The following is a 26,099-nucleotide window of genomic DNA, read 5'->3' on the forward strand; positions in this document are numbered from 1 at the left end:
GCACACGCCCTCGCGCTCGACTTCGTAACGGTATTCTGCCGGCTGCGCCGCAGGGGCGTACCGCTCTACGGCGCAGGCCCAGACGCCGCCGTCGGCGTATTGCAGGGCGATGCGCCGCTTGCCGAGGCGGAGTACGAGCTGTTCGCCCCAGCGGGTACGGTATTCGATGGTGAACAGGAGTTTCATGGCATTGGATTGTGGGAGGTTCTGATCGGTACTTGGGGTGTCGGTTGTCTTTTTGCGGAATCAAAAATAACCAAAATAATCGAATGACGGAAATTCCCCGGCGGAGAAGCGATGAAAAGCGAATCTCAGAGTCCTTCGATGAATCCGGTGACGGCGGCGACCAGCTCCGGAGCGACCGGAAGCGTATCGTCCGTATAGGCGGCGATCTGCTCCGTGCGCGTGGGGCCGGAGGCTTTTTTGAGCGTGTGGGTCATGCCTTCGATGATCGTTTTCCGGGACCGGGGCTGGGCTTTCGCCAGTGCGTCGGCGTTGTCGGGCGTCACTTGGAAGTCGATGTCGCCGTTGACGATCAGTACGGGAACCCTCACTTTGCGAATCTCCTCGCGCGGGTCGTAGCTCAGCGACGAGATCCAGAATGTCTGTAACGGGGGTGCGAAGAGGGGCGTCAGTTCGGGCGGACACGACTCGACCCGTTCGCCGCGTTTCAGGGCGGCGGTGATGGCACGGGCCTGCATCAGCAGCTCCATGTGCGTCGGGGCGAGTTGTGCGGCCAGCTGAAGCTGGAGTATTTCGTCGAGCGGATAGCCGGCGCCCGCCAACGAAATCACGGCATCGACTTCGGGGCATTGTTGCGCCGCGCAGAAGGCGATCAGCGCCCCCTCGCTGTGGCCGATCAGCACGATGCGGCGGAAATCCTGCCGGGAGAGGTACTCGGCCCATGCCGCAGCGTCGCCGATGAAGTCGTCGAGCGTGGCGTCGGCCATTTTGTCCGGGTCGTCGAATTTGCTCGATCCGATGCCCCGTTTGTCGTAGCGGAGCGTGGCGATACCCGCTTTTTCGAGCTCCTGCGCCAGATAAAGGTAGTTGTTCGTATTGCCGTTGCGGGGTGTGGGGCCTGATCCCGCGATGATGACCGCCACGGTTTCGGCGCCTTCGCCGGGCGTGAGCAGCGTGCCGTAGAGGGTTCCGAAATCGCGTTCGAGCGAAACGCTTTTTTCTCCGGCGGCGGCATTTGCCGCGGCCAGCAGCAGCAATGCGGACAGCAGTCGTTTCATGGCGTTATTATTTGGCGGTTCTCGTTTGTCGGTGCGGTTTGAGTCGGCGGAAAGGCGCTTTTTGTCGGCGTGACATGGGCCCACCTTTGTTCCGGGTCCTGTCTCGCTCCGGGGCCTCCTTCTGCTTCGGGCCCCTCCTCGTTCCGGCGTTGCGCGGCGGAAAGGTCCTGTAAGGCGGGGCGACTCTGTGCGCGGGAAGGCCTGCCGGGCGATGTTACAGCTCTTCGAGCGCCTTTTCCAGTCCGATGCCGCGTGAACCCTTGACCAGCACGAAGGCGTTCTCGACCGGACGGCGGCGCAGTTCGGCGATCAGCTCCTCGCGCGAGGGGAAGAGGGCGGTGTTGGCGGGCTGCGGCTCCATGCCGGCGCAGGCGCGGGCGAATTCTCCGCCTACGAGCATCAGTTCGGTGTCCGGATTCCGGCTTGCGAGGGCGACGATGTCGCGGTGCTCCTGCTCCGACCATGCGCCCAGTTCGAGCATGTCGCCCAGAATCAGCACGCGGCGGCTTCTGCCGCCGGCCGGCTCGGCGAGGAAGTTGAGGACCGAAGCGCGCATGCTCGACGGGTTGGCGTTGTAGCAATCCACGATCAGCGTGTTGCGGCCCGTTTCGGTCCGCTGCGAACGGTTGTTGTCGGGCATATAGCTGCCGACGGCGTGGCGGATGCGTTCGCCGTCGATGTCGAAATAGCGTCCTACGGCCACGGCCGCCGCGATGTTGAAGCGGTTGTAGTCTCCCTCCAGATGGTGCGCGATGCCGTCGGCCAGTGTTACGGAGTAGTATTCCGCAGCCAGCCCGTCGCGCTCCGCGGCCATGTTGGTCAGCGTTTGGTCTTCGCGCGGGACGAAGGCGCGGCCGCCGTTCGCGGCCAGATAGTCCAGCAGCTCGCCCTTGCCGCGGCGAATGCCCTCCGGGCCGCCGAATCCTTCGAGGTGCGCGCGGCCGATGTTGGTCAGGATGCCGTAGTTGGGTTCGGCGATAGACGCCAGCAGGGCGATTTCGCCGCAGGCGCTGGCGCCCATTTCGACCACGCCGAATTCGGTGTCGCGGGTCATGGCGAGCAGCGTCAGCGGCACGCCGATGTGGTTGTTGAGGTTGCCGTGCGTGGCATAGACTTCGAAGCGTTCGGCCAGCACGCGGCTCACCAGCTCCTTGGTCGTGGTCTTGCCGTTGCTGCCCGAAATGGCAAGAATCGGAATCGCCAGTTCGCGGCGGTGTTCGCGCGCCAGCTCCTGAAGGGCTTCGAGCGTATCGCCGACGAGTACCGTGCGGTCGCTGCTGACGGCCGCAGGATCGTCCACGACGGCGTATGCGGCGCCTTTGGAGAGTGCGTCGGCGGCGAAGCGGTTGCCGTCGAAGGTCGCCCCGTGCAGGGCGAAGAAGACGGACCCCGGCTCGATGCGGCGCGTGTCGGTCGAGATGCGGGGGTGCCGCCGGAAAATATCGTACAGTTCGGACATATGGATGCCGTATATGCGGGCTGCCGGCCCGGATGCGTCAGATGTGTTTGTCTCCGTTGTGGAATTTGACTTCGTCGATGAATTTCTTGATGTTCTGCTCCTCGGAGCGGGGGCAGATCATCAGCACGTCGTCGGTATCCACGACGATGTACTCCTTCAGGCCGCTGATGACGGCCACCTTGTCCTTGGGCAGCGAAACGATGCTGCTGCGCGTGTCGTAAAGGTAGCACCCCTGTTCAGGCACGGCGTTGGCGTAACGGTCCTTGCGCGAATGCTGGTAGACCGAGCCCCACGTGCCCACGTCGCTCCAGCCGAAATCGCCGCAGCGGACATATACGTTGTCGGCCTTCTCCATGATGCCGTAGTCGATCGAAATGGCGCGGCACTCCGAAAAGACGATTTCGACGGTGGTTTTCTCGGCGTCGGTGCCCAGCGCCTTCATCACGCCGCTGAACATGGCGTGGTGTTCGGGCAGGTATTTCCGGAAGGCTTCGACGATGGTCTGCACCTTCCAGATGAAGATGCCCGAATTCCAGAAGAATTCGCCCGTCTGCAGGAAGGTCTGCGCCAGTTCGAGGTTCGGTTTCTCGGTGAAGCACTTGACCTTGCTGATGACGTTGGTGTCCGAAACCTGAATGTAGCCGTAACCCGTATCGGGACGTGTCGGTTTGATGCCGACGGTCAGCAGGGCGTCGTGTTTGTCGGCGAATTCGAGACACTCGCCGATGATTTGGCGGAAGTCCTCTTCGTTGAGGATCAGGTGGTCGGCCGGGGTGACGATCATCTCCGCATCGGGATTCTGTTTCAGCAGCGTGTAGGCCGCATAGGCGATGCAGGGGGCCGTATTGCGGCCGATCGGTTCGCAGAGCACCTGCCGTTCGCCGATTTCGGGGATGTGTTCGAGTACGAGGTCCTTGTATTTATGGTTGGTCACGACGAGAAAGTTCTCGGCGGGGACGATTTTTGCAAAGCGTTCGTAAGTGTGGCGGATAAACGATTTTCCCGTTCCCAGTATGTCGAGGAACTGTTTGGGCATCGACTGCCTGCTCTTGGGCCAGAAGCGCGAACCGATGCCGCCGGCCATGATGACACAATATTTGTTGCTTGCCATAGTTATAATATGGAATTTAGTGAGACAAAGATAAAAATATTTTGTAACTTTGCCGCCTATTGCTGGAATAAATATTTTTAGGTTCCCGATGAAAATAAAACTGTTCACCATACCCAATCTGCTGACCCTCTCAAGCCTGCTCTGCGGCTCGTTTGCGGCGGTTTCGGCGTTGGTTTACCACGATCTGGAGCTGACTTTCTGGCTCACCGTCGCCGCGGGCGTCTTCGACTATTGCGACGGCTTCGCCGCCCGGCTGCTGAAGTGCCCTTCGGCCATCGGCGTCCAGCTGGATTCGCTCTCCGACATGGTTTCGTTCGGATTCGTTCCGGCTTCGGTGCTTTTCGTGCTGTGGAACGACGCGCTTGCGGCCGATGCCGAACCGTGGATGCGCTACGGCGGCAGCGTGCTCTGCTTCGTGGTGGCGGCTTTCTCGGCGCTGCGGCTGGCCAAGTTCAATATCGACGAAACGCAGCACACCGAATTCTGCGGTCTGCCCACTCCGGCCAATGCGCTGTTCTTCGCTGCACTGGGTTGGATGAACGCCAAGACGGGCTTCAGTCTGGGCGTCTGGGTGCTCCTGCTGATGCCGGTCATGTCGTGGCTGCTCATTTCGCCGGTGAGGATGTTCGCTTTCAAGTTCCGGAGTTTTTCTTTTAAAGGCAACGAGATCCGCTATCTCTTTATTGCGCTGTCCGTTGTCCTGTTGGTCGCTTTGGGTGTTCGAGCTGTCCCGGTTATCATTCTGCTTTACATCATCGTTTCGGCGGTAAACTGGATCGTGACGCTAAAAAGCCGTGATTCAGCGGCTTGCCCGGAGGAATAATTTTATATCTAAATTTTTTTAATTACCTTTGCCGCGGATTCCCGTTCTATGTCGAGATTGACGAAAAGAATATTGCTGACAGCTTTGCTCGGTCTGTTCCTGACAGCGCCCGGCGTCGTCCGTTCGCAGGGTTTCGACGCCAAGACGCTGATGCGTGCGCAGCAGCGCGGGCAGACCGGCAGCCTGTACGGCAACAATCCGTTCGAACAGCCTGCGGAAGAGGGCGAGGAGGGCGAACAGCAGCCGCAGGATACGACCAAGAAGGAGCGCAAGATCCGCAAGCCGCTCGAATCCTATTTTTTCAGCGATTCGGTTCGCTCGCTGAACAACTTCCGCTGGAACGTCAGGCGCGACTACAACCGCGTTGAGATCGGACCGCTGGACACGACGCTGACCGACTGGCGCATCGACTATCCGTTCTACCGCGAAGAGGTGGGCGACATCGCGCAGGGCGCTCTTGGACAGGCTTCGCTGCCGATGAACTATTTCCGGCGGCCCCAGAACTTCGACTTCGGTTTCGCGAGTCCCTACTATGCGTACACGTACGACATGGAGAACGTGCCTTTCTACAACACGAAGAAGCCGATCATCCGCATGACCTATCTCGAATCGGGACAGAAGCGTTTCCGCGAGGAGAACTTCAACATCATGCACGCGCAGAACGTCTCGCCGACGACGGGATTCAACGTCGATTACAAGGCGCGGGGAACGCGCGGCCAGTATATCTGGTCCCGCACCAAGAACCACAACCTCGCGGTGGCGTTCAACCATACGGGCAAACGCTATTCGGTGCATGCGGCCTATTACAACAATCACATCGAGCAGCAGGAAAACGGCGGCGTGGTCGGCACGTGGGCCATTGCCGATACGACGTTCCAGATGCCGTCGGGCGTGCCGATGAAGCTGGCCGACGCCGAGGCGCAGAATACCTACCGCAACAACGCCTTCTTCGTCACCCAGTCGTATGCGCTTCCGCTGCAGCGGGTGACGGACAGCGATTTTTCGCTGGCCGACCTTTCGGCGGTATTCATAGGCCATTCGTTCGAGTACAGCTCGTGGAGCAAGGTCTATACGGATATAAAGGCCGGCTATACGAACGAGCGGGGCGAGCGGGACCCGGAGACGGGCGAATTCAAGCCTACGGAGGGGATTTACTACAAGGACTGGTTCATCAATCCCCGCGATACGCGCGACTCGATTTACGAGCGCGTTATCTCGAACCGCTTCTTTGTTCAGGCGCAGCCTTGGGACCGCAACGGCGTGGTAGGCACGATTGATGCCGGCATAGGCATCGACATGCATACCTACTCGCAGTTCGAGATGCGTGATTTCCTGACGGGAAAGTATACGAAGGTCAACAAGACCAGCTATTTCGCATACGGCTCCGTCGGAGGCAAGATAAAGAAATATGTCGATTGGGATGCGAACCTCAAGTTCTACCCGTCGGGATACAGAGGCGGAGACCTCACCTTGGGCGCCCATCTGGCGCTGACGGGGTATCTCCGCGGACACCCCCTGATTCTCGAAGGCCGGTTCACGATGGACCGCCGCTCGCCCAACTACTGGCAGGAGAATCTCTTCTCGAACCATTATATATGGTCCACTCCTTTAGGCAAGGAGAATGAAACTCGGTTCGAGGTGAAGTTTTCGATTCCCGATTTCGCGTTTGAAGCGGGAGCATGGCAGGGCGTCGTCAGCGACAAGATCTATTACGACGCAGACAGCCAGATTACCCAGCAGGGTGGAAACGTAAGCCTCACGAGTGTGTACGCTCGCAAAGATTTCCGCTTAGGCGGACTTCATTTGGACAACAGGGTATTGTTGCAGTGGAGTACGAATCAAGAAGTTGCACCCGTTCCGCTTTTGAGCGCCTTCCTTTCGTATTATTACGAATTCTGGGTCGTGCGCAACGTACTGCGCCTGCAGATCGGTTTGGACGGACGCTATAATACGCGTTATTATGCGCCCGGTTACAATCCCGCACTGTCGGCGTTTTACAACCAGCGCGAGGTCGAGGTGGGGAATTATCCCTACATGGACGCTTTCGTCATGGGTAAGTGGAAGAGAATGCGGATATTCCTGAAATATCAGCATGTGAACAAGGGACTGTTCGGTAACGGAGAATATTTCTCGGCGGCTAACTATCCGCTGAATCCGGGCATGTTCAAAATCGGTATCTCATGGGGTTTCTATGATTAGCGTATTGTTCTGCGCGGTGTGAACTGCCCGCAAAACAACCTTTTATGTTAAAAAAGACAGTTTTAACGTTTGCGTTCTTAACAATTCTTACGACATTTTACGGCTTTAACGCCAAGTTCAGCACACCCGTGACGGACGACATGCTGAACGAAGAGGCCGATTTCGGCAATTCGCTGCTCAGCGACGGCGATTACGTGATTTCGGCCTACGACAACATCATTCGCAACATCAGCGAAAAAGAGGGCCACGACTGGCGCCTGATGAGCGCCATCGCGTATCACGAGTCGCGTTTTACGCCCGATATCACCTCGCGCAGCGGAGCCAAGGGACTGATGCAGATCATGCCTTCGGTAGCGCGTCAGTTCGACGTTCCGGCAGGCGATATAGCCAATCCAGAGACCAACATATGGCTGGCCAACAAGCTGATGTCGAAAATAAAGAGTACGCTCCGTTTTCCTGCGGAAACTTCGGACAAGGACCGGATGAGCATAATACTGGCCTGCTACAACAGCGGTATAGGCCATGTGAACGATGCACGGCGTCTGGCGCGTGTCAACGGGGAAGATCCCAATTCGTGGGAGGTGGTAGCCCGGTACCTGCAGCTCAAGGCGCAGCCCGAATACTACGAGAACGAAGTGGTCAAGTGCGGCCGTTTCACCGGCAGCCGGCAGACGCTGGCTTACGTGAACGACGTGATAGGCCGTTATGACAAATATTGCCGGGTCGCCGTGAGGTGATTTCCGCCCGGCGGAACGTAAGCCAGAGTGCGATAACGAAGCGGCAGAACCATCGGTTCTGCCGCTTTTGTTTTTTGTTCTGAGAGGGGCGGCGAAGGAGTGGGAACAGCAGCGAGCGATTGAGACTGCGGTGAGGGATTGGAGACTGCGGTGGGGGAGGCAGCGGCGCGGAACTGGGACCTGAGTGCCCGTAATGAAAAAGGATGGGACGCCGACGCGTCCCATCCTTTTTCGTTGTGTTTTCCGGTTTTAACGCTCCCGGCTTAATAAACCCATTCGAAGTCGTCGACGTACATCGTGTTCGTCGTGCAGCCGACCATGAAGTCGCCGTAGGCGCTGGTCGAGCAGGAGATGACGATGCTGTATTTGCCCGTGGGACGGGCCTGCGTGTCGTAGAAATCGAGCGGCAGCGTGATTTCGGTCATCCGGTCGCCGGCGGTCGAACGGTCGATGAACAGCGAACCGCAGGCGATGATCTTGCCCTCGTCCGTTGCCGTGGTTTCCGTCGGGTCCCAAGTGCCGGTCGGGGCGCCCGTTCCCGAAGCTACCCGGTGACGGGCATTCCAGTCTACGATTGCCACGAAGATCCGGGCCTTGTCCTGATCGCCCTTGCCGATCGGCGCTCCGCTGTGTTTTGTCTGATTGACGATGCCGACCGTCGCATGGTATTTTACTTTCATGCCGGAGGGGCGTGCCGTCCATGTGTAGGGCTGCCCGAATTCCACGACGCCGGTCGTCAGACCGTCTTTGTAGAAGATGCCGGACATCAGGTTGCCCGCGGCCAGTCCCACGATCAGGGGAGCCGAGGCTTTCAGCAGGGCGCAGCGGCTGCCGCCCATTCCGTCGAAAGCGGCCGATGTGCAGAGTTCCTTAGCGAAGCCGTTGTTGCCGCTGGCCCAGAATTCCGCATTCTGATTCTCTTGTGTGAAGCACGAAAGCCCCGGATTTTCCATGTTGCCGTCGGGTATGACGTCGCCCGCGGGGACGGTGTATTCGGACGTTTCGGTCGCTTCTCCGTTGACGAGCAGCCGCAACTCGTAGGTCTGACCCGCATAGACGCCCTTGGTCCGCACCAGACGTTTGACGGGTAGCCCGGCGGCGTTGGTCGAGTTCGTCCATTCGGGGGTGACAGCGGCCGTGAAGAGTCCGGTTTCGTCCCGCTCGCCCTTTTGCGTCGCCTGCCACTCGTCGGTGCCTTTCACACGGTATTGGATCACAGCATTGGGATACTCCTCTTCCGTTACCATGGCGGTTATGACGCCCGTGTTGTTCCAGAGATCGGTTTCGCGGAATGCTACTTTCAGGTCGGTATGCTCGACATGGAGCGTCCAGCGTTCGGTCGTTCCGTGATAGGTCGCATCGACGAAACGCATCGTTTCGAAGCCCGAAGCCGAGAGTTCTTCCGCCGTGGGAGAGTAGGTCGTGATGTCGGCAGGACCCAGTTTGAGCCGGGTGACTGTAATGTCGCCGAGGTTCGTCCCCTTGGCCACATAGGCCGTCGCCGTACGTTTCTGGGCGTCTATTACCGTCGCGCCGATCTGGCCTGCGACCGTAAAGGCGCGCTCGATCGGCTGTTCGGCCACGATCGTCCATTCGTAATCCTGATAGAGCGAGAGAGTGACGTACAGCGGCGAACGCAGGTCGAATTCTCCGCTGAGGGGCCGCGACGTTTTGATCTGGCCGATGAAAGACTCCGTGTCGGTCATCATCGGATTGGAGGTCGCGACGTCGAACGTAACCTTGTCGATGCCGACTTTGCGTATGTCGGTTTTCTCATCCAGCGTAAGCGCCACGGTGCGGTTGGCGATGCTGATGCCCGACACGGTGAAGCCGCTGCCTTCGACGCCCGCGATCCTGAGTTCGACGACGGGATAAGGCACGTCGTTGTCGATGCACGAAGCGGCTAAAAGAAGCGCTGCTGCCGAGAAGAGTATGCGGAAATATTTCATGTCTTACTGCTTTTTCTTGTCCCACAAATGGATCGTCATGCCGAAATTGATGGCTGCGATGTTGAGCCGGAAGCGCATGTTCGAAGCCTTGCGCGAACCGACCTTGTTGCCGTCGGCATCCTTCTGGGTGACGGAATTGTACTGTATGCCACCCAGCCCGAACGAAAGCGTCGCGCAGACGTTGGGGAAGATGTAGACGGCCGCTCCCGGATTAAACGAAAGTTTTACCTGCGTATTGTCACTGTAGGTACGATTGGGGTTGCCGCCCTCCTTGCGGTCGGGGTCGTACAGGAAGTTCGAAGTACCCGTAGAGAGGGCCAGTTCGAATTCGGCGAAGAGTCCGAAACGCCCCTTGGGATCGAGTCCGGCATACGAACGGTGGAAGATGCCGAACGAGTAGTTGTCGCTCGAAAGGTCGATGTAGGGGAGCTGCCCCGACAGGTCGTTGCCCTCGCCGGCATCGAAATAGGTGTTGTCGAGCGTGCCGCTCATGTGGCGGTAACCGAAACGCACGCCGATGCAGTTGTTGTCGCGGTAGAAATAGCCGACAAAGGGTTTGACCGTAGCAACCGTACCGTCCGCGTTGATGTTGTCGAGGATGAGCATGATGTCCGTATCGTCGCTTGACAGGGTGCCGTACGATGCCGTCAGTCCCATCATAACTTCGCCTTTGTAGGCGAATTTGAGTTTGTTGATTTCGCGGTCTATGCGTTTGCGCGTCGGCAGAAAGCGCTGTTCCTTGGGCCGTTTCTGCCTGTCGGCGGCGATGGGCGACGGTGCGGGCGTCGCAAAGGCGTCTGCGGTCAGCTGATTTCCGGATGTCTGTTCCGCGGCGGGCGCTGCTGTCTGCGCCGCAGGGGCTGCGGCGGATTCGGCCGTGACCGAAGGCGTTTCAGCGGCGGCAGCGGTTTCGGACTGCTGCACTGCGGGACGGGCTTGTTCTGTCTCCGCAGCGGCGCCGAGCGTAATGAATACCGAGAAGATGGAAAGTATGATTCGTTTCATGTGCTTGCCGATTTTAGAGATAGAATGCCATACCGAGTCCGATCGAGAAGATGTTGACCTTGAAGTTCATCATGCTGGCGTCGCGCTTGCCGACCGTAACCTGATTGTGTACCTGCTTGGTGTGCGTATAGGTGATACCCATTACGCCGACGTTTACTTCGACGGCCATGTTGTTCGTCGCGAAGGCCACGATGCCGGGCGAAACGCCGAGCGAGAAGGTGTAGCCGGTTTCGTAGGTGCCCTTCACCGGGGAATCCTTGGCGAAGCGCGCCTGCGTGCCGCCTCCGGACAGCTGCATTTCGTTGAAGAGCGCGAAGCGTTTGTTGCGTCCCAGCGGAATGTACTGCCGCCAGATTACCGCCACCGAGTAGCTGTGGCGCAGCGAATAGTAGTCGTTCACCTCGAAATTGAGGTCCGAATCCTCGCCGCCGAGGTTGAGGTCGGCCTTGTCGAGCTTGAGCAGCGAGCGCGAGTAGATGAAGCGTCCTCCGATGGCCATGTTGTCGCGCAATGCGTAGGCGATCATCGGGCTGACCTTGAAGGTGTAGCCCTTCGATTCGATGCCTTCGACGACCAGAAACCGGTAGGTTTCGTTCGAATGGGTCGAGTAGGAAGCCGTTCCTCCGAATATCCACTGTCCGCGCGGGACGAAGAGGTTGTGCGTATCGGTCAGACCGCGCTGTTGGCGCATTTCATTGATTGTGAGCGCGCGTTCCTGTCCGACGCTGTCGGCCGGGAGGGACGCGTCCTCCGTTGTCTGCTGCGCACGCAGCGCCTGAGCCGTACCTGCGAGATACAGCAGGGTCAGGAGCGTGCTGATGGTTATTTTGCGCATTGTCGTGCGTTTAGTCGTTAATATACCCATTCAAAATCGTCGACGTACATGACGTTCGTCGAACAGCCCGTAAAGTAATCGCCGTAGGCGTTGCAGGCACATGAGATCACGAGTGAGTACCCCCCCCCGCTGGGACGCGTCTCATGGTCGTACCATACGATGTCCAATTCGGCGTCCTGCATATCGTCGCCCTCCGTCGACTGCGTGATCCAGAGCGAACCGTATCCCAGAATTTTACCTTCCGATACGTTGTCGATGCCTTTCTCCGGGTCCCAAGCGCCTTTGGTAGTGGTCATGGCTGATACTACCTGATGCGGGGCGTTCCAATCGACGATGGCAACGAAAATCCGCGCCATGTCCGGATCGCCTTTCTTGATGTAGGGACAAATATCGCCGGAGGTGCGTACTTTATCTACCGTGCCGACCTTGGCGTGGTATTTAACCTTTAACGCCGAGGGGCGCACCGTGAAGTCATAAGGCTGGCCGAACTGCACGGTGCCGGTGAAGCTTTTGTAAGCGAATGTTCCCGTGAAAAGGTTGCCGGCGGCCAGAACGAGCATATTGGTGCTGGTGAGTTTGGCTGCCGGTGCCGCCTTGCCGAATTTTACGTCGGTGGAGGTGCAGAGCGTTTTTGTCATAGTGTTGTTGCCGCTGCTCCAGAATGCCCCTCCCTCCGCATTGGGGAATGCGAAACCGCTGGTCATGCTCCACCCCGACATGTCGGCATTGGGAATCGTTTGCGCCGCTCCGGCCGTGAACGAACCGCTTTTTTCAGTTCCGTCGATGGTGACTTTGTACTCGTAGCCGTATGTTGCGACGACTCCGGTGCCCGCCTCTCGCGTGTAGACCGTATGGCCGTTGGCATTGGTCGATTCCTGCCACTGCGGTGCGAACGTCGCCGAGATGAAATCGTCGCCCTGCGACGTGCCGGTCAGGTATTTCCATTGGCCGTCGCTGCCGCACAGACCGAACGTTACGTTTGCCGACCGGGTGAAATCCACGACCTGCAGCGTTACGGTATTGGCCCAGAGGTCGTAGCTTTTTTCCGTAACCGGAACCAGTCCCTGCAGACGGTAGGTCGTCGAAATCTCGTTGCTGCCGCCGTTGGCGTCTTCCACATGGATCGTCACGGCGTGGTCGCCGCCCGCTAGTCCTGCGAAGAAGGCGTCGGACAACGTCAGTTCGGTGTTGTATTTATCGGTAGGCGAGAATGAAATGCCTTCGTGCGTGCCGGTGAGCAGGTCGTAGCTGTCGTCGCCGACCGAGACCGTGAATTTTTTCAGTTCCGCGAAAGCCATGATCCGGTATTTCTTCTCGCCGGACGTATATTTCTGCAGTTCGTCGTTGTCGAATCCCTCGGTGAGAAGGGCCGGATCGGGACTGAAAATAATCTCGTCGTCCTTGTCTTCCGTCTCGGTATCGACGCGGATCAGCAGGGCGTCGATATAACCCGGCAGGTCGGGGGAGTAGCGGAAGGTGAAGACGTATTTGCCGCCGGCCTTGACCTCGGTCAGCGTGTTTTCCATCTCGACCTCCTTGCCCGACGTATGCGTGCCGCGGAACATCCATGCCAGCGAAGTCGTACCTGCGGGCAGGGTGTAATAGCCCGTGCCTTCGTCCGTGAATTTGAGCGCAGGAACCGCACCCGACTCGGCTTCCGCCTCGTCGAATTTGTCCGTACCGGCTATCCATACGAAGTAGCCCGGATCGAGATTCTCGACGATCGAAGCGTCGAATTTGACTTCGACGACGGTGTTCGCGATCTTGCAAACTACCTCCGCATGGGTCGTTTCGCCGGGTTTGACGGTGAATGTCTCCTCGCCTTTGTAGAAGCGTTTCGAGAAATCCGCGGGGACCTGTTCGCCCGCCTCGACCGCTACGCGGTAAGTGCCGGAGAGCAGCTCCAGCCGTTCGGGAATGTCGTCTTTCGCGGCGTATTTGCGGAGCAGCCCGCCCTCGCTGTTATAGATATACACTTTCTGGTATTGCAGCGGATCGTATTCGCCGTTGTCTTCCGCCCGCGAGGTCGAAATCGTCATCGCCATCACGCCCGTGCGCCCGTCGCCGGCAGGAGTTTCGTCCTGCGAGCATGACGCGCCGGTGAGTGCCGTGAGCAGCATGGCGATATATGTGATGTGTCTTTTCATTATTCGGCGGCTTTAACGATGAGTTTGACGGTCTTGTGCGTCAATACGTTGTTGTTGTCCGTCACGTCGAGGACGAAGTTATGCTCGCCCGGAATCTCCAGCAGTATCTCGACGAATTTGGTGATCGAGAACATTACGACGGTCTGGTTCTTCACCTGTTCGTTGATCGGGAATCCGAATTCGTCGTGGAGAATCGCGGCCAGATCGGCCGGAATGTCGCAGATGTCGAACTTCTCCGGCATGTTGATGACCGGAAGCAGATCTTTCAGCTCCTCGGAGTCGATCGTAACCCAAAAAGACTTGATGCCTGCACTTGCAGTCACGTCGATGTCGATTATCATGTCTTTCTGCACTTCGTACTGCTTGTCGATATCGTAGCCCCTCCAGACGATTGCAGGACCCTCCTGACCCGCGCTTTTGTCCACGACGAGCGTGAGCGCGGCTGCGGTCGAGACGCCTTTTGCGTCGGTCATGTCGAACGAGAAAGTGTGCGTGCCGTCGAATTCGTAGAGCGCCTTGATCTGCCCTGCGATGTTGAAGCTCTTGGCCTGCTGGCCCTTGAGTTCGCCGCCTACCGGGTAGCCGAATCCTTTGAGTATGATGCCTGCCGGCGACGATGCGTCGAGCGCGCAGAGGTCGAACGTTTCGGGAAGCTGGATTGCCGCCATCGAAGCCATGAACCGACTGCTGGTCGAGCCGATATTGACGCGCAGCGATTCGATGCCGTTGGGCGATGCGAGGTCGAAGACGAACGGTTCGATGCAGTTGCCGTTGTCGTCGAATATGGCGTCCGTCAGCGTAAAAGGCTTGGACATGTCATGTCCGGGCCATGCGAGAGTCGGCGCATTGGGGTCTTCGAGAAGCTCTTCCAGCAGGTTGTCGGTGCCGTCTACGACGAAAGAGTTGTCCTGAATGATGTTGTTGTCCACCGTTACCTGAAACAGAAGCGTTCCTTTGTCGGCGTAGTTGATTACGACCGAAATCTTACGCCACTGGCCGGCCTTGACTCCCGTGATCTGCTTGCTGAACTGCGCGGGGATGTCGGTGCCGGCGAAAACGCCGTCGAAGTTGAAAACCAGCGTATTCTCGATGTCCAGCGATTTGAAGTAGGCCGCGCGCGTTTCGGTTTTGAGAAACTCCTGACTGGTCTGGCCCAGCGATATGGTCGCCTTGCTGGTGTCGGCCAGCATGCCGGCCAGTTCGGACGAATAATCCACCGTGACCTTGATATTCTGCAATGTGCAGACCACCTCTTCGAGCTGGGTCGTCTGCGCCTTTGAAATCGAGAAGCTGCTCGTCGCGCCGTAGACCGGGTGCTCCCACGCTACGTCCGGAGTGCTCTCCTCCGAGCGAACCTCCATGCGGTAGGCGCCCACCGGAAGTTCCATCGGCTCGGTGAGCTGCTGTTTGAGTTCGGCATAGGTTTTTTTGAGTACCTGCGCGTTGTCGGCGTCGAGAATCTCTACGATAAAACCGTCCACGTCGGGTTGTTCGGCGCGGGTGCCGGATACGGCCTGCGGGCTTTGTGTTTGGTCCGAAGTGTCGTCGGGACGAACGTCCGTCTCGTCATAGACCACCCGCATCGAAAGGCCGCTTACCGACAGGAAGCCCGTCGCGTCGCCCGGCGTCGGTTTGGGTTCCTCCTTGTAGGGAGGTTCTTCGTTCACACAGCCTGCCGCAACGAACGCTGCAACCGCCAACATCGTAAAAAGTCTGGTAAATGTCTTCATATCTTTTGCTGTTTTTTATTCCTTATTTGGTAGCGTCGATAGCGCCCTCGTTGACCTCGCAGTCGATCGGCCGGGTTTCGGTGTAGTCGTCGCTGAGCGTGACGGTCAGCGTGACGCTGCCTGCATCCTTTGCGTCGAAGGTGAGAACGTGGCAGGTGCGCGGCGAAGTGGCTTCGAGCGTTTGCTCGGAGAAGGTGACCTTAGGCCCCTCGTCGGTTCCGGTCTGGCTCTGGCGGCGTGCCGTGCCGGTTACCTTGAGCGTCGTGGCGCTTTTGACGAATACCGGCTCGTCGGCGGGCGTGCTGCCGGGCGTGAAGTCGAACTGGTTGCCCGATGCCGTCGTTACGGTAAACTGCGCGTCGTGGAAATAATTGAGGAACTGTTCCGTGGCGCGGACCACCGTCTGCGAGTTGGCGATCGTAGCGGTCATCTCCACCGTTGCAGCGCGGCGGGGCAGCACTTCGACGCTCTTCTCCGCGGCATAATAGGGTTTGTCGATTCCCTCCGCATCGGGGTCGCCGTGTGCGACGGAGACGGCGTAGGTTCCCATTCGGAACACGGCGTCGCTCTGCTCGAATTCCGCGAGCGTATCCCATTTTTGCGTCCCCGATTCTCCGGTGACCGTAAGCGTGAAATCGCCGGCTTGGGGGACGGAGGGCGCAGCCGGCATCCGGGAAGTGTCGTCCGATGCGGCGACGATCGAACCGTCGGCGGTGCAGCTGACCTTCAGCGTGCCGTATTCCGTGCCTTCAGCCTTGTTTTCCGTGGAGCATCCGGCCGCCAGCAGGGCCGCCGATGCCATTAAGTATATGAGTTGTCTTTTCATGGTATTCCGGTCGTTCAATGGTGAGTGTTGTCGGTCGTGCCGTTTGCGGACGGCGCTGCCGGTTCGGCAGCCGCATCTGCCGCTTTGACTGTACCTGCCGGGGCGCCTTTATACGAAACGTCCCGAAGCGTCTGTTTGGGTCGGGATGTTTGGTTTTTTGTTCGCATGGATGCATGCCTTTTATTGACAATGTGCAAAAATAGGCATGCGCCGCGGATTTGTAAAATAAATTCAACGAACGGCGCATTTTTCATCACGAACACCCGACACGCCGCATGCCGTCGGGCCGGATTCTCCTCTCTTCGGGTGTCTTTCCGCTGCCGGGAAATGGCTTGCGCGCCCTTCTTTCGCGGTGCGGGCGGTGCCTAATAAAAGAACCTCCCTGCAATCGCAGGGAGGTCGGGGGTGAAGGCCGCGGGGCCTTCGGGTTTGTTATCGGAGGATTAGTATACCCACTCGAAATCGTCTACCCAGAGTTTGTTGGTTGAGCAGCCATTGAAAAACTCCCCATAAGCATTACATGCGCACGAAATTACAAGTGAATACTTGCCGTCGGTAGGCTTGGCTGTCTTGTCGTAGTAATTGATCGGAATGTCGATTGTCTGCCAATCGGTTTTCCCTTTTTCAATCCAAAGCGAACCGTAGCCTATTATTTTGCCTTCACCGGGATCGGTAGTCGTTTCCGGATCCCATGAACCGATGACAGTAGCAGGAAGTCCGCTTTTTACTTCAAGAGTTGAGGTTACAGTATGAGGACCGGTCCAGTCAACGACTGCAACAAATATGCGGGCTTTGTCAGGACTGTTTTTAGGGATATTTACCGTTGTTGTTGTGTTGACATAATCTACATTGTCGACTTCAGCTTTATAGCTGACCCGCATGGCGCTGGGACGTGATTTCCAAGGATATATTTGTCCGAAACGGACGTCGCCGCCGGTGCCATTTTGGGTAAATTGTCCGAAAAATAAGTTTCCGGCAGTTAATAATTTTCCGAAGACATAAGTGTTTTGGGTTCCGGATGTTAAGTATGCACATTTCCCGGAATTACCGTCAGCTTGTTGGCACAACCAGCAAGCCGATAGCACTTTGTTGTTACCACTGCCCCATGTTTCGGAGGTTTTGCTTGCGTCTTGCAGGATAAAGCACGGAAGAGCCATATTTTCCATATTCCCTTCTGGAATAATCTGATCTGTTTTCGTTGTGAATTGGCCTTTGTATTCTGTGCCGTCTACGGTCAATTTGTAATCGTACGTATTATTTGCGAAAACGCCGGTTCCTTCCGTAATGCGCCAAAACGGTTGTACGCTGTTGGGGGTAGTCCAGTCCGCCGCCGTAAATTGCGTGCCCCAGTCGGGTTTTATTTCCGCTTTTGTATTGTTTCCGGTAATTTCGGCGGTCTGCCATTCCGTATCTGAAGCGGTCGATTTCTTATATTGCACGGAAACGGATGTCGCATCGGCAGGGATGTTCAAGGTAAACGATGCTGTATTGGCCCAAAGGTCTGCGTCGTTGTTGTAAGTAATGGGGGAAACGACTGTTTTTACGTATTTCAGCGTGATGACTGTTTCCTGCCCTGCATTGTCCGTGACGGTGAACTTGAAATCGGAGTTCGTCGTTTCGGTCATCTCGGCGCAGACCATGGCGAGCATGTCTATCAGACCGCCGATCTGGAAATACACATGCTGCTGGTTGAGCAGTTGTGCCGGAGTCGGAAAGCCGAGTTGGGCAAGCATGCTTGCCATCTCTTCCGTGGCAGGATTCGTTAAATCCATGGATTCGGCAAGGTTGACCAAGGGAAGCTGCGTTGCCAAGGGGGCGGAAGTGATATCCACCTGCATCGACTTGATGCCGCCCGGTGCGCTGACCCGGATATTGGCGCTGTTGCCGCTTTCGGCCAGCTCGACGGGTGTCGTAAGGTCTTCGTGGCCGATCCACTTGACGGTCGGGGCTGCGGCTTTGGTGAATGATGCGGTCCGCTCCACCGTGTAGACCCAGTTGGCGACGACGGGTTTCGTTCGGGTGATCGTGAAGCTTGCTGCGTTGCCTTTGTCGGTGCAGGCCGAGAAGGTCAGGTCGCCGTAGCTGTCATCAGGGAGCACGTTGAAAAAGGTCTCGCTGTAATCGGCCGAAGGAGCCGTGCCGTCGGCGTAGGTGACGGTGATGTGCTCCGAGTCGATCGAGATGGGAGAGCCTGTTGCGGAGGTGCCTTCGGCGACCAGCTTCGGGGTGATAGCCGACGGATCGTATGCGGCGTTCGGGTCCGACGGAACGGTGAAGGTCAGCTTTTCGGAGGCGATCGGTTTTTTCGACGTCAGCATGACGGAGGCTATTTTCTCCGACGCAGCGCCGCCTTGCAGTTTGAGCGCGAGGATCGAGGTGATGCGGTGAAGATTGAACTTTACGGCATTCCCTTCCGGCGTTTTGCCCTGCTTGGCGTTGTTGTGGGTGATGGCGTCGGCGGCCATGATGTCGAATTCGCTGTTGTATTTGTTTCCGTTCTGGGTGCGCAGGGCGCTGAAAGGAACCGTTACGGTCGTGCCGGAAACGGTGGCGTTTCCGTTGTGAGGGTAGAAGGCGCGGTACGCCCAAGTGCCTTCGGAGCCGGAGAGCGAGCCTGTAAAAGCCTTGCTGTCTGTGGTGTACGTAAATTGCAGGAGCTTCGAGAAGTCGTTGGCGAGGACGCCGAGTTTGTCTTCGCCGTTCCATGTGCCGGTAAGGCCGGTTTCGAAATCGACGTTGATGTCGGCGCGGCTTTGTTCGCGGGGAGCGATATCGGCGAGAAAACCGACGGCAGTTGCTCCGTCGCCGGATGTTGCGGGAACTTCCTCGTAGGTGCTGCACGCGCCGAGGAGAAGCGCTGCGGTCAGCGTTAAAAGAGAGACTTGTTTTTTCATGGCTGCCGGTTTTTTATTCGTTTTCGCCCAAATAAAAATCGTCGTAGCAGCTCAGGGGGCTGATTCCGTCGGAGGAAGGGACGTCTCCGGACGTGGCAAATCCTTTTTCCGCGGCGACCTCAATCGTCTCGATCATCGGGGCGGAGTATTGCCCCCCCCCTTTCGTGGTTGATACAATTTCCATGGTATGCAATAGTTTAAAGTTTTATGACAAAAATAGACGGGAATTGGTTCTTTTGAAAATAAATTCAACGAACGGGCAGTGTTTCATCACGAAAAGGCATATTTGCCTTGTGGAACCGGAATCGATTGCGGCAATATTACAAGGCGGTGGAAATTAACAAGAAACCTCCCTGCAGGCGCAGGGAGGTCGGGGTGAAGGTTGCGGGGCCTTCGGGTTTGTTATCGGGAGATCAGTATACCCACTCGAAATCGTCTACCCAGAGTTTGTTTGCGTCGCATCCGGTCAGGTAGTCGCCCAGATAGCTGGTCGCGGTCGAAATGACCAGCGTGTAGTTGCCCGTCGGAGGCGTGTCCGTCTTTTCGTAATAGACGATCGGAAGCTCCAGATCCTTCATGCTGCCGGTGTGAGACTCCGTGATGTAGGCGGAACCGTAGCCGATGATTTTGCTTTCGTTCAGGCTCGATACGGTTTCGGGGTCCCAGAACGTCGTCTTGTCTACCGAAGTGCCCGATTGCACTGCATGGCGGTCGCTCCATTCGACGATACAGACGAAGATGCGTCCTTTGTCGATGCCGGTGCTTACGGGCGGATCGTTCTTGACCCGGTTGATTTCGCCTATCTCGGCGGCGTATTTCAGTTTGAGGGCGGCGGGACGTGCCGAATAGGTGTACGGCTGTCCGAATTGTGCGTAACCGACTGTGCCGTCCATCACGAAATCTCCGGTGTAGAGGTTGCCCGCAGCGAATGCGATGCCTGCATACTTCGCGGCGAGTTGCGCGCAATAATCACCGACCATGCCGGGATATGTTGCCTGAGTGCATAATTTGTCGGTTCCCGAACTGGTCATATAGGCGTTCGGATAGGGTGCGTTGGCAGAGCCTGAGAACATCTTTTTCATCGATTTCGTGCTCCAGCTCTCCATGCCTGCATTGGGAATGACGTCGCCGAGGTTGTTTTTGGGCGTGAATTCGCCCGAAGCGACTGTTGCGCCGTCGGCGAGCAGTCGGTATTCGTAGCTCTTGCGGGCGAAGATGCCGGTCTTGGGATCGACGCTATGGATCGTCAGCCTCGCTTCGTTGGTGCCGGTGGTCCAGTCGGGGCTGATCAGGGCCGTGCGGCTGCCGTCGTCGTTCGGCCCGGAGACGCTGGCGGCGTTCCATGCGCTTTCGCCTTTGATGCGGTACTCCGGCACGACGCTGCCGGCGTCGGCGAACTGATTGCTGATCGTCAGCGAGGCGGTGTTTTTCCAAAGGTCCGTTTGATCTACCCGCACGAGCGCCGGGGCCGTGAAGGTCAGCGATTGCTCGGTCACCTGCCCCGCGAGATCGGTCACCTTGACGTCGAAGACGTGTTCGCTGCCGGGGTCGGGACCCAGCAGGAGGATCATCGGCACGAGTGCCGTGATGTCGAAAACGCACTCTTTTTTATATTGTATTTCGGTCTGGCAGCTGAGTCCGAGATCTGCGAAGGAGATTTCCTCGATGACGTCGGAATCGTTGAACAGGTCGAGTTTCGAAATGCCCAGCATGCTCAGTACGGGCGACGAAACATCGACTTCCAGACCGGCGATGCCTCCCGGTACATGGATGTTGATGGCGGCGGAGTAGGTGAGTTGGTTGTTGTCGTCCACGGTGATTTCGTGCGCTTGGTCGATCTCATGTCCCCCGGCCAGTCGAACGACGGAGCTTCGAGCGGAGCGAAGACGGGCGTTTCGGCGCGCTTGTAGAGCTTGCCTGCGGCAAACGGTTTGTCTGCCCCGCGTTCGATGGCGACCGTACCGATCCGGGGTGCCGTAATCACGTCTACAGTCAGTTTGTCGTAGCTCCCCGGCATGATGTTGAAGAAGGCGTTGATGTCGTTGGCGTCGGGAGCCGTGCCCTCCTCGAAGCCCAGCGCGATGACGTTCGACGGAGCGGTTTGGCTGAATGCGAGTCCGGAGCCCATGTCTGAAATGTCGAAGTCGATGCTCGCGGCCGAGAGCGTCTGGGTTTCGTTTTCCGAAGTCAGCAGCAGGTAGCGGACCTTGTCGGCATTGTCTCCGCCTTTTACCTCCAGATTGAGAATCGAGGTCAGGCGGCTGAGGGTGAATCGGACCGGATCGCCTTCGTCGGTTTTGCCCGGTTCGGCATTGGCGAAGTTCAGGCACGGGGCCACCAGTGCGTCGGAGGCGCAGTTGAAAGCGTTGCCGCTCTGGGTGCGCAGGTTGCCGAACGGAATGCTGGCTTTGGTGCCGTTTACGGTCGCATGGGGATAGAAAGCCATGTATTGCCACGCTCCGGTCTGCGCCGGCAGTTCTCCTTCGAATGCGAAGTCGTTGTTGTTGTAGGTGAACGGCCGAAGTTCGGGAGTTGAGCCGGGGGCGGTGAAAAGAATTCCCATAGCGTCGTTCTCTTCCCAATATCCGGTAAATGTGCTTTCCCCGACGGAGATGCCGGCACGGGTTTCGGCGTCGTCGGCGACATCGGCAAGGAGCTTTACGGACGTATTGCCGGCGCGCGCCGGATCGTTCGTCTCGTCGTAACTGCTGCAGCCCGCAAACAGTGCGGCCGCAGCGAGGATTGACAGAGCTTTATGGAAGTTTTTCATAGCTGCGCCGTTTTTTATTCGTTATCCAAATAGAAATCGTCGTAGCTTGCGCCGGTCGGCTCTACGCCGCCGCCGGGGAAGGAGTTGGCAAATCCCTTTTCGGGCTGCACGTCGATCTATTCGAGCAGGGGTGTGACATAGCACAGCTTCCCCGCCCGGTGGGTGGTTACATTCTTCATAGTCAAAATCTGTTAATTGCGTCAAAAGCAAATGTAGGAAGGTCCTGACTAAGATGAAAATAAATTCAACGAACCGGCGGATTCTTCCAATGAACCGGTAGATTTGGCGGACGGCGGACGGGCTGAAATGGTTTAAGAAAGAGCGAAAAGGTTTGCTTGGCGAACGATAAAGGCCGCCCGACGATTCGGACGGCCTTCATATCGAGCCTTTCGGACGGTTATTTTACGTATTTGTTCAGCCAGCCGAAGAACTCGCGGTTCCATACGAGCGAGTTCTGGGGTTTGAACACCTGATGGGCTTCGTTTTCGAACTCCACCAGACGGGCCGGGATTCCGCGGACGCGGGCGGCGGTGAACGCTTCGAGCGACTGCGTGTAGGGGATGCGGAAGTCGTATTCGCCCGTGAAGATCAGCATGGGCGTGTCCCATTTCTCGACGAATTTGTGCGGCGAATTGGCGTAGGAGCGCTGTGCGACTTCATTCGACCGATCCCAGTAGGGACCTCCGTAATCGTTGTTGATGAAAAACAGCTCCTCGGTTTGGCCGTACATCGACTCGAAGTTGAAGATGCCGCAGTGCGAGATAAAGGCCTTGAACCGTTTCTCGTGGCATCCGGCCAGGAAATAGACCGAATATCCGCCGTACGATGCGCCGACGCATCCCATGCGGGTCTCGTCGGCCCACGGCTCCTTCGCCACGTCGTCGATGGCCGAGAGGTAGTCGCGGATGTTCTGGCCCGAATAGTCGCCCGAAATCTGGTCGAGCCACTCCTGTCCGAACGAGGGCAGGCCGCGGCGGTTGGGCGCAACGACGACGTAACCCTGCGCCGCCATCAGCTGGAAATTCCAGCGGTAGCTCCAGAACTGCGAAACGACGCTCTGCGGACCGCCCTGACAGTAGAGCAGCGTGGGGTATTTCTTGGCGGGATCGAAGTCGGGCGGCAGGATCACCCACGTCAGCATCTGTTTGCCGTCGGTGGTCCTGACCCAGCGTTTCTGCACCTCGCCCATTCTGATATTGTCGTAGACGGGTTTGTTGATGGCCGAAATCTGCGTCAGCGTGCCGTCCGCGGGATTCACGTCGAAGAACTCCGTGGCCATCGAGATCGTACACATTTCGGCGGCGATCCTGTCGCCCGCCATCGAGAAGGCGTTGATGTCGTGGTCGCCGCGGGTCACCACTTCGACTTCGCCGACCGAAGGCGCGATGCGGCATATCTGGTGCGTGGCTTCGATCGGGGCGATGAAGTAGAGCATGTCGCTGCCGCTCCAGACGACGTTCATGGCGTTGTAGTCGAAATCCTCGGTCAGGTCCTGCATTTGGGCCGTCTGGCAGTCGTAGAGGAACAGGCGCGCCTTGTCCGACTCGTTGCCGGCACGGCGCTGCGAGAGGAACGCGATCTGCCGGTCGTCGGGCGACCAGACGGGGTATTTGTCGTAACCCGCCATCGTGGCCATGTCCGCGATCGGTTCGCCGGTATTGACGTTTACGGGTTTGCAGATGTTCTGCGTCACGCCGTTTTCGAGGACGTAGACGAAGATGTCCGAATCGGTCGAAACGGCGTACTCGGTGCCGGTCAGCGGCTTGCAGGTGTACGCCAGCATCGTTCCGGCGTTGTTCCACGCGATTTCGGCCATGTCGAAGTAGGGTGCCAGCGGAGCGTCCCACGCGGCGTCCTTGCCGATGATGTCCACGCCGGGCTTCAGCCCCTCGGCTCCGAAGTCGCCGACGAAGATATGCAGGTAGGAACCCTCGTCCCAGTAATTCCAGTGGCGGGCCATCAGGTCGTCGTAGATGCGGGCCTTCGATTTGTCCATGTCCTTGTAGACGTCCGACGACTTGCGGTCGCAGACCTCGACGCGCTGTACGTACCACGCCTTGTCGCCGCGGGGACTGATGCCGAAGCCTTCGACGTCCTTGTCGAATGCCGAGAGCTGTCTGGCGTTGCCGCCTGCGGGCGTCATTTCCCATACCTGCATCGAGCCGCTGCGGTCCGAGAGGAAGTAGATCTTCTCCCCGTCGGCGCTCCACTTGGGATCGGTGTTGTTCGACGCGGTGTCGGTCAGGCGCGTCACGGCCTTGGTCGCAAGGTCTTCGACCCAGATGGTCGTCACGCCGCGGTTTTCGGCCATGTTGTAGTCGGTCTGCGCATAGAGGAGCGTACGCCCGTCGGGCGAGAGCGACGAGGAGCCTGCACGGCTCATTTTCCACATCACCTCAGGGGTGAGAATGCCTGTGGCGATCTCATCGGCCGTCAGGGCATTGTCGATGGTAAGGGGCTGCGGCCGCCTGCTGTCGCATGCGCTCAGTCCCGTAGCTGCAATAGCCATAAAAAGGAGTAATTTTTTCATTTTCGGTCGGGTTTCTTCTATTTATTCGTATTTTTGCATTCAAATCCGATCGGCATGAACCATACCGTATATTTTGCAGATAAATCCGTGATTTTCACTTCGGACGCGCTCGGCGGCGAATGCTATGCCGTCGTGCCCGCAGATCCGGCGGACCTATCACGAGCGAAGGTAACGAAAATTCTCGAATCGCACAACTGCGTCGCAGTCGTTTCTGCCGATCCCGACGCGGCGTTCCGCTCTTTTGCGGCTGATTTTACGCAGATCGAAGCGGCGGGCGGCGTGGTGGTGAACGACCGCGGCGAGTGGCTGATGATGCGCCGCAACGGCCGCTGGGACCTGCCCAAGGGACATCTCGAATGCGGCGAGCGCATCGAAGCGTGCGCCGTGCGCGAAATCGTCGAGGAGACGGGCGTGTGCGCCGAACCGGTGCGGCCGCTGTGCCGGACGTGGCACGCCTATTATTTCCCGAAGACCGAACGCTGGGAGCTGAAACGCACCCATTGGTACGAACTGCGCGCGGTGGCCTGCGGCGACCTCGTACCGCAGACCGAAGAGGGGATCGAGACGGTCGTCTGGTGCACTCCGGCCGAAGCGATGGCCCATGCCGCCGGGAGTTTCCCCACGGTGCGAGCCGTGCTCGAACGGCTCGAAGCCTGCTTGTCTGACGATAAAAAACGCTGATCCATATGCTTTCAATCTCCGCTTCCGCCTATCCCGACTCGAAGCCCCATTATGCGATCCTCGACGGTCTGCGCGGCGTCGCGTCGCTGGTTGTCGTGGCTTTTCATTTTTTCGAGGCGCATGCCGCGAGCCATACCGACCAGATCATCAACCACGGCTATCTGGCCGTCGATTTCTTCTTCGTCCTTTCGGGCTTCGTCATCGGCTATGCCTACGACGACCGCTGGGGACGCATGACCTACCGCGATTTCTTCAAGCGCCGTCTGATCCGCCTGCATCCCATGGTAGTGATGGGCATGCTGATCGGCGCTGCGGCGTTCTACTTCGGCGCCTGAGGACCTTACGAAATGATCGCCGGCGTTCCGGTCGGACGCATGCTTCTGATCCTGCTGCTGGGGTGTCTGATGATTCCCGTGCCGCCGTCGATGGATATTCGCGGCTGGAGTGAGACCTATCCGCTGGACGGCCCCGCATGGTCGCTTTTCTTCGAGTATATCGCCAATATCTGCTATGCCCTTGTCCTGCGGCGTCTTTCGAAGCTGTTGCTGGGGGCGCTCGCCGTTGTCGCGGCATGCTTTACGGTGCGTCTCGCCGTGACGCAGGGCGATATGATCGGCGGCTGGGCGCTCGACGGCGAACAGCTCGGCGTAGGTTTCACGCGGCTGGCCTATCCGTTTATCGCCGGACTGCTGCTGTCGCGCGTCGGAAAGCCGATCCGTCTGCGCGGCGCTTTCTGGCTTTGCAGTCTCTGCGTCGTCGCCGTGCTGGCCATGCCGCATCTGGGGACGGACCGCTTGTGGCTGAACGGTCTCTACGACGCCGTGTGCATCATCGTCCTCTTCCCGCTGGTCGTAGCGGCCGGCGCGGGCGGCAAAGTCACGGACCGGGAGTCGAAAAAGGTCTGCGGTTTCTTGGGCGATATCTCCTATCCGCTGTATATCACGCACTATCCGTTCGTCTATATTTATACTGCATTTATACTGCGTGGGTGGTCGATACCCGTCCCGCATGGCCCGAAGCACTGGGGTACGGTGCACTGGTCTATGGCGGCAGCATCCTGCTGGCGTGGTTGTGCCTGCGTCTGTACGACGAACCGGTGCGCGGGTGGCTCAAACGCCGCTTCATGCAGCGCAAACCGGTGCAGGGGTAATTTTGTCGCACG

19 protein-coding genes and 1 pseudogene are annotated in these 26,099 nt (G+C 58.1%); 5 read left to right on the plus strand and 15 right to left on the minus strand.

Annotated features, from left to right (window positions below; genetic code table 11):
• From ACESTR_RS12055 to ACESTR_RS12070, 4 genes are all read right to left on the minus strand, one after another.
• Positions 1 to 186 (minus strand): hypothetical protein (locus ACESTR_RS12055; protein WP_373179318.1); only part of this gene is annotated, 186 nt, incomplete at its 3' end.
• 125 nt (positions 187 to 311) lie between these two features.
• Positions 312 to 1,241 carry an alpha/beta hydrolase gene (locus ACESTR_RS12060; RefSeq protein WP_279064336.1) on the minus strand — a complete coding sequence of 310 codons (930 nt, stop codon included), beginning with the start codon at positions 1,239 to 1,241 and terminating at the stop codon, positions 312 to 314.
• A 214-nt stretch (positions 1,242 to 1,455) separates the two neighbouring features.
• Positions 1,456 to 2,700: a UDP-N-acetylmuramoyl-tripeptide--D-alanyl-D-alanine ligase gene (locus ACESTR_RS12065; protein ID WP_279064334.1), complete on the minus strand. Its 1,245-nt coding sequence runs from the start codon at positions 2,698 to 2,700 to the stop codon at positions 1,456 to 1,458.
• Between the two features lie 37 nt (positions 2,701 to 2,737).
• Positions 2,738 to 3,811, minus strand: a complete 1,074-nt coding sequence (locus ACESTR_RS12070) for a mannose-1-phosphate guanylyltransferase (protein WP_193559077.1) — start codon at positions 3,809 to 3,811, stop codon at positions 2,738 to 2,740.
• An 88-nt stretch (positions 3,812 to 3,899) separates the two neighbouring features.
• Between ACESTR_RS12070 and ACESTR_RS12075 the strand changes: the two genes are divergently transcribed.
• The 3 genes from ACESTR_RS12075 to ACESTR_RS12085 all read left to right on the plus strand — a co-directional run bounded on the left by ACESTR_RS12075 (position 3,900) and on the right by ACESTR_RS12085 (position 7,570).
• Complete coding sequence (locus ACESTR_RS12075) at positions 3,900 to 4,634, plus strand: CDP-alcohol phosphatidyltransferase family protein (RefSeq protein ID WP_009596070.1); 735 nt, start codon at positions 3,900 to 3,902, stop codon at positions 4,632 to 4,634.
• Between the two features lie 72 nt (positions 4,635 to 4,706).
• Complete coding sequence (locus ACESTR_RS12080; RefSeq protein WP_009596066.1) at positions 4,707 to 6,833, plus strand: putative porin; 2,127 nt, start codon at positions 4,707 to 4,709, stop codon at positions 6,831 to 6,833.
• Between the two features lie 44 nt (positions 6,834 to 6,877).
• The gene (locus tag ACESTR_RS12085) at positions 6,878 to 7,570 is read left to right on the plus strand and encodes a transglycosylase SLT domain-containing protein (protein ID WP_009596086.1); all 693 of its coding nucleotides are present in this window, start codon (positions 6,878 to 6,880) and stop codon (positions 7,568 to 7,570) included.
• 263 nt (positions 7,571 to 7,833) lie between these two features.
• Here ACESTR_RS12085 and ACESTR_RS12090 read toward each other — a convergent pair whose 3' ends face one another.
• The 11 genes from ACESTR_RS12090 to ACESTR_RS12140 form a co-directional block, all read right to left on the minus strand.
• Positions 7,834 to 9,519, minus strand: coding sequence for a PCMD domain-containing protein (locus ACESTR_RS12090; protein ID WP_237958718.1), 1,686 nt, complete (start codon positions 9,517 to 9,519; stop codon positions 7,834 to 7,836).
• A gap of 3 nt (positions 9,520 to 9,522) precedes the next feature.
• Positions 9,523 to 10,524: a hypothetical protein gene (locus ACESTR_RS12095; protein ID WP_009596096.1), complete on the minus strand. Its 1,002-nt coding sequence runs from the start codon at positions 10,522 to 10,524 to the stop codon at positions 9,523 to 9,525.
• Positions 10,525 to 10,537: 13 nt separating this feature from the next.
• Complete coding sequence (locus ACESTR_RS12100) at positions 10,538 to 11,359, minus strand: hypothetical protein (RefSeq protein ID WP_009596119.1); 822 nt, start codon at positions 11,357 to 11,359, stop codon at positions 10,538 to 10,540.
• Positions 11,360 to 11,376: 17 nt separating this feature from the next.
• Positions 11,377 to 13,506, minus strand: coding sequence for a DUF4493 domain-containing protein (locus tag ACESTR_RS12105; protein ID WP_276807513.1), 2,130 nt, complete (start codon positions 13,504 to 13,506; stop codon positions 11,377 to 11,379).
• Positions 13,506 to 15,236: a DUF4493 domain-containing protein gene (locus tag ACESTR_RS12110; RefSeq protein ID WP_373179319.1), complete on the minus strand. Its 1,731-nt coding sequence runs from the start codon at positions 15,234 to 15,236 to the stop codon at positions 13,506 to 13,508. The genes ACESTR_RS12105 and ACESTR_RS12110 overlap by 1 nt, the downstream gene beginning before the upstream one ends.
• A 22-nt stretch (positions 15,237 to 15,258) precedes the next feature.
• The gene (locus ACESTR_RS12115; protein ID WP_373179320.1) at positions 15,259 to 16,062 is read right to left on the minus strand and encodes a DUF4493 domain-containing protein; all 804 of its coding nucleotides are present in this window, start codon (positions 16,060 to 16,062) and stop codon (positions 15,259 to 15,261) included.
• Between the two features lie 443 nt (positions 16,063 to 16,505).
• The gene (locus ACESTR_RS12120; RefSeq protein ID WP_373179321.1) at positions 16,506 to 18,956 is read right to left on the minus strand and encodes a PCMD domain-containing protein; all 2,451 of its coding nucleotides are present in this window, start codon (positions 18,954 to 18,956) and stop codon (positions 16,506 to 16,508) included.
• A gap of 13 nt (positions 18,957 to 18,969) precedes the next feature.
• Positions 18,970 to 19,140 carry a hypothetical protein gene (locus tag ACESTR_RS12125; protein ID WP_014775959.1) on the minus strand — a complete coding sequence of 57 codons (171 nt, stop codon included), beginning with the start codon at positions 19,138 to 19,140 and terminating at the stop codon, positions 18,970 to 18,972.
• A gap of 229 nt (positions 19,141 to 19,369) precedes the next feature.
• A complete protein-coding gene (locus ACESTR_RS12130; protein ID WP_373179322.1) occupies positions 19,370 to 20,770 on the minus strand; it encodes a PCMD domain-containing protein in 1,401 nt (466 codons plus the stop codon).
• Positions 20,671 to 21,726, minus strand: a complete 1,056-nt coding sequence (locus ACESTR_RS12135; RefSeq protein ID WP_302576340.1) for a fimbrillin family protein — start codon at positions 21,724 to 21,726, stop codon at positions 20,671 to 20,673. Before ACESTR_RS12135 ends, ACESTR_RS12130 begins: the two co-directional genes overlap by 100 nt.
• Positions 21,727 to 22,123: 397 nt before the next feature.
• Positions 22,124 to 24,256, minus strand: coding sequence for a S9 family peptidase (locus tag ACESTR_RS12140; RefSeq protein WP_373179323.1), 2,133 nt, complete (start codon positions 24,254 to 24,256; stop codon positions 22,124 to 22,126).
• A 54-nt stretch (positions 24,257 to 24,310) separates the two neighbouring features.
• Between ACESTR_RS12140 and ACESTR_RS12145 the strand changes: the two genes are divergently transcribed.
• Both ACESTR_RS12145 and ACESTR_RS12150 read left to right on the plus strand, forming a co-directional pair.
• Positions 24,311 to 24,937, plus strand: coding sequence for an NUDIX hydrolase (locus ACESTR_RS12145; protein WP_149874116.1), 627 nt, complete (start codon positions 24,311 to 24,313; stop codon positions 24,935 to 24,937).
• Between the two features lie 5 nt (positions 24,938 to 24,942).
• Positions 24,943 to 26,087 (plus strand): annotated as a pseudogene (locus ACESTR_RS12150) (acyltransferase family protein).
• The last annotated feature ends 12 nt before the right edge of the window (positions 26,088 to 26,099 follow it).

Origin of the sequence: Alistipes sp. DJF_B185 (assembly GCF_964250025.1) — a bacterium.
Lineage (GTDB): Bacteria > Bacteroidota > Bacteroidia > Bacteroidales > Rikenellaceae > Alistipes > Alistipes finegoldii.

Excerpts from the sequence above, each read along its gene's own strand:
- ACESTR_RS12060 (WP_279064336.1), bottom strand. The coding sequence starts at position 1,241 with ATGAAACGACTGCTGTCCGCATTGCTGCTGCTGGCCGCGGCAAATGCC.
- ACESTR_RS12065 (WP_279064334.1), bottom strand. The coding sequence starts at position 2,700 with ATGTCCGAACTGTACGATATTTTCCGGCGGCACCCCCGCATCTCGACC.
- ACESTR_RS12070 (WP_193559077.1), bottom strand. The coding sequence starts at position 3,811 with ATGGCAAGCAACAAATATTGTGTCATCATGGCCGGCGGCATCGGTTCG.
- ACESTR_RS12075 (WP_009596070.1), top strand. The coding sequence starts at position 3,900 with ATGAAAATAAAACTGTTCACCATACCCAATCTGCTGACCCTCTCAAGC.
- ACESTR_RS12085 (WP_009596086.1), top strand. The coding sequence starts at position 6,878 with ATGTTAAAAAAGACAGTTTTAACGTTTGCGTTCTTAACAATTCTTACG.
- ACESTR_RS12090 (WP_237958718.1), bottom strand. The coding sequence starts at position 9,519 with ATGAAATATTTCCGCATACTCTTCTCGGCAGCAGCGCTTCTTTTAGCC.
- ACESTR_RS12095 (WP_009596096.1), bottom strand. The coding sequence starts at position 10,524 with ATGAAACGAATCATACTTTCCATCTTCTCGGTATTCATTACGCTCGGC.
- ACESTR_RS12100 (WP_009596119.1), bottom strand. The coding sequence starts at position 11,359 with ATGCGCAAAATAACCATCAGCACGCTCCTGACCCTGCTGTATCTCGCA.
- ACESTR_RS12105 (WP_276807513.1), bottom strand. The coding sequence starts at position 13,506 with ATGAAAAGACACATCACATATATCGCCATGCTGCTCACGGCACTCACC.
- ACESTR_RS12110 (WP_373179319.1), bottom strand. The coding sequence starts at position 15,236 with ATGAAGACATTTACCAGACTTTTTACGATGTTGGCGGTTGCAGCGTTC.
- ACESTR_RS12115 (WP_373179320.1), bottom strand. The coding sequence starts at position 16,062 with ATGAAAAGACAACTCATATACTTAATGGCATCGGCGGCCCTGCTGGCG.
- ACESTR_RS12120 (WP_373179321.1), bottom strand. The coding sequence starts at position 18,956 with ATGAAAAAACAAGTCTCTCTTTTAACGCTGACCGCAGCGCTTCTCCTC.
- ACESTR_RS12125 (WP_014775959.1), bottom strand. The coding sequence starts at position 19,140 with ATGGAAATTGTATCAACCACGAAAGGGGGGGGGCAATACTCCGCCCCG.
- ACESTR_RS12135 (WP_302576340.1), bottom strand. The coding sequence starts at position 21,726 with ATGAAAAACTTCCATAAAGCTCTGTCAATCCTCGCTGCGGCCGCACTG.
- ACESTR_RS12140 (WP_373179323.1), bottom strand. The coding sequence starts at position 24,256 with ATGAAAAAATTACTCCTTTTTATGGCTATTGCAGCTACGGGACTGAGC.
- ACESTR_RS12145 (WP_149874116.1), top strand. The coding sequence starts at position 24,311 with ATGAACCATACCGTATATTTTGCAGATAAATCCGTGATTTTCACTTCG.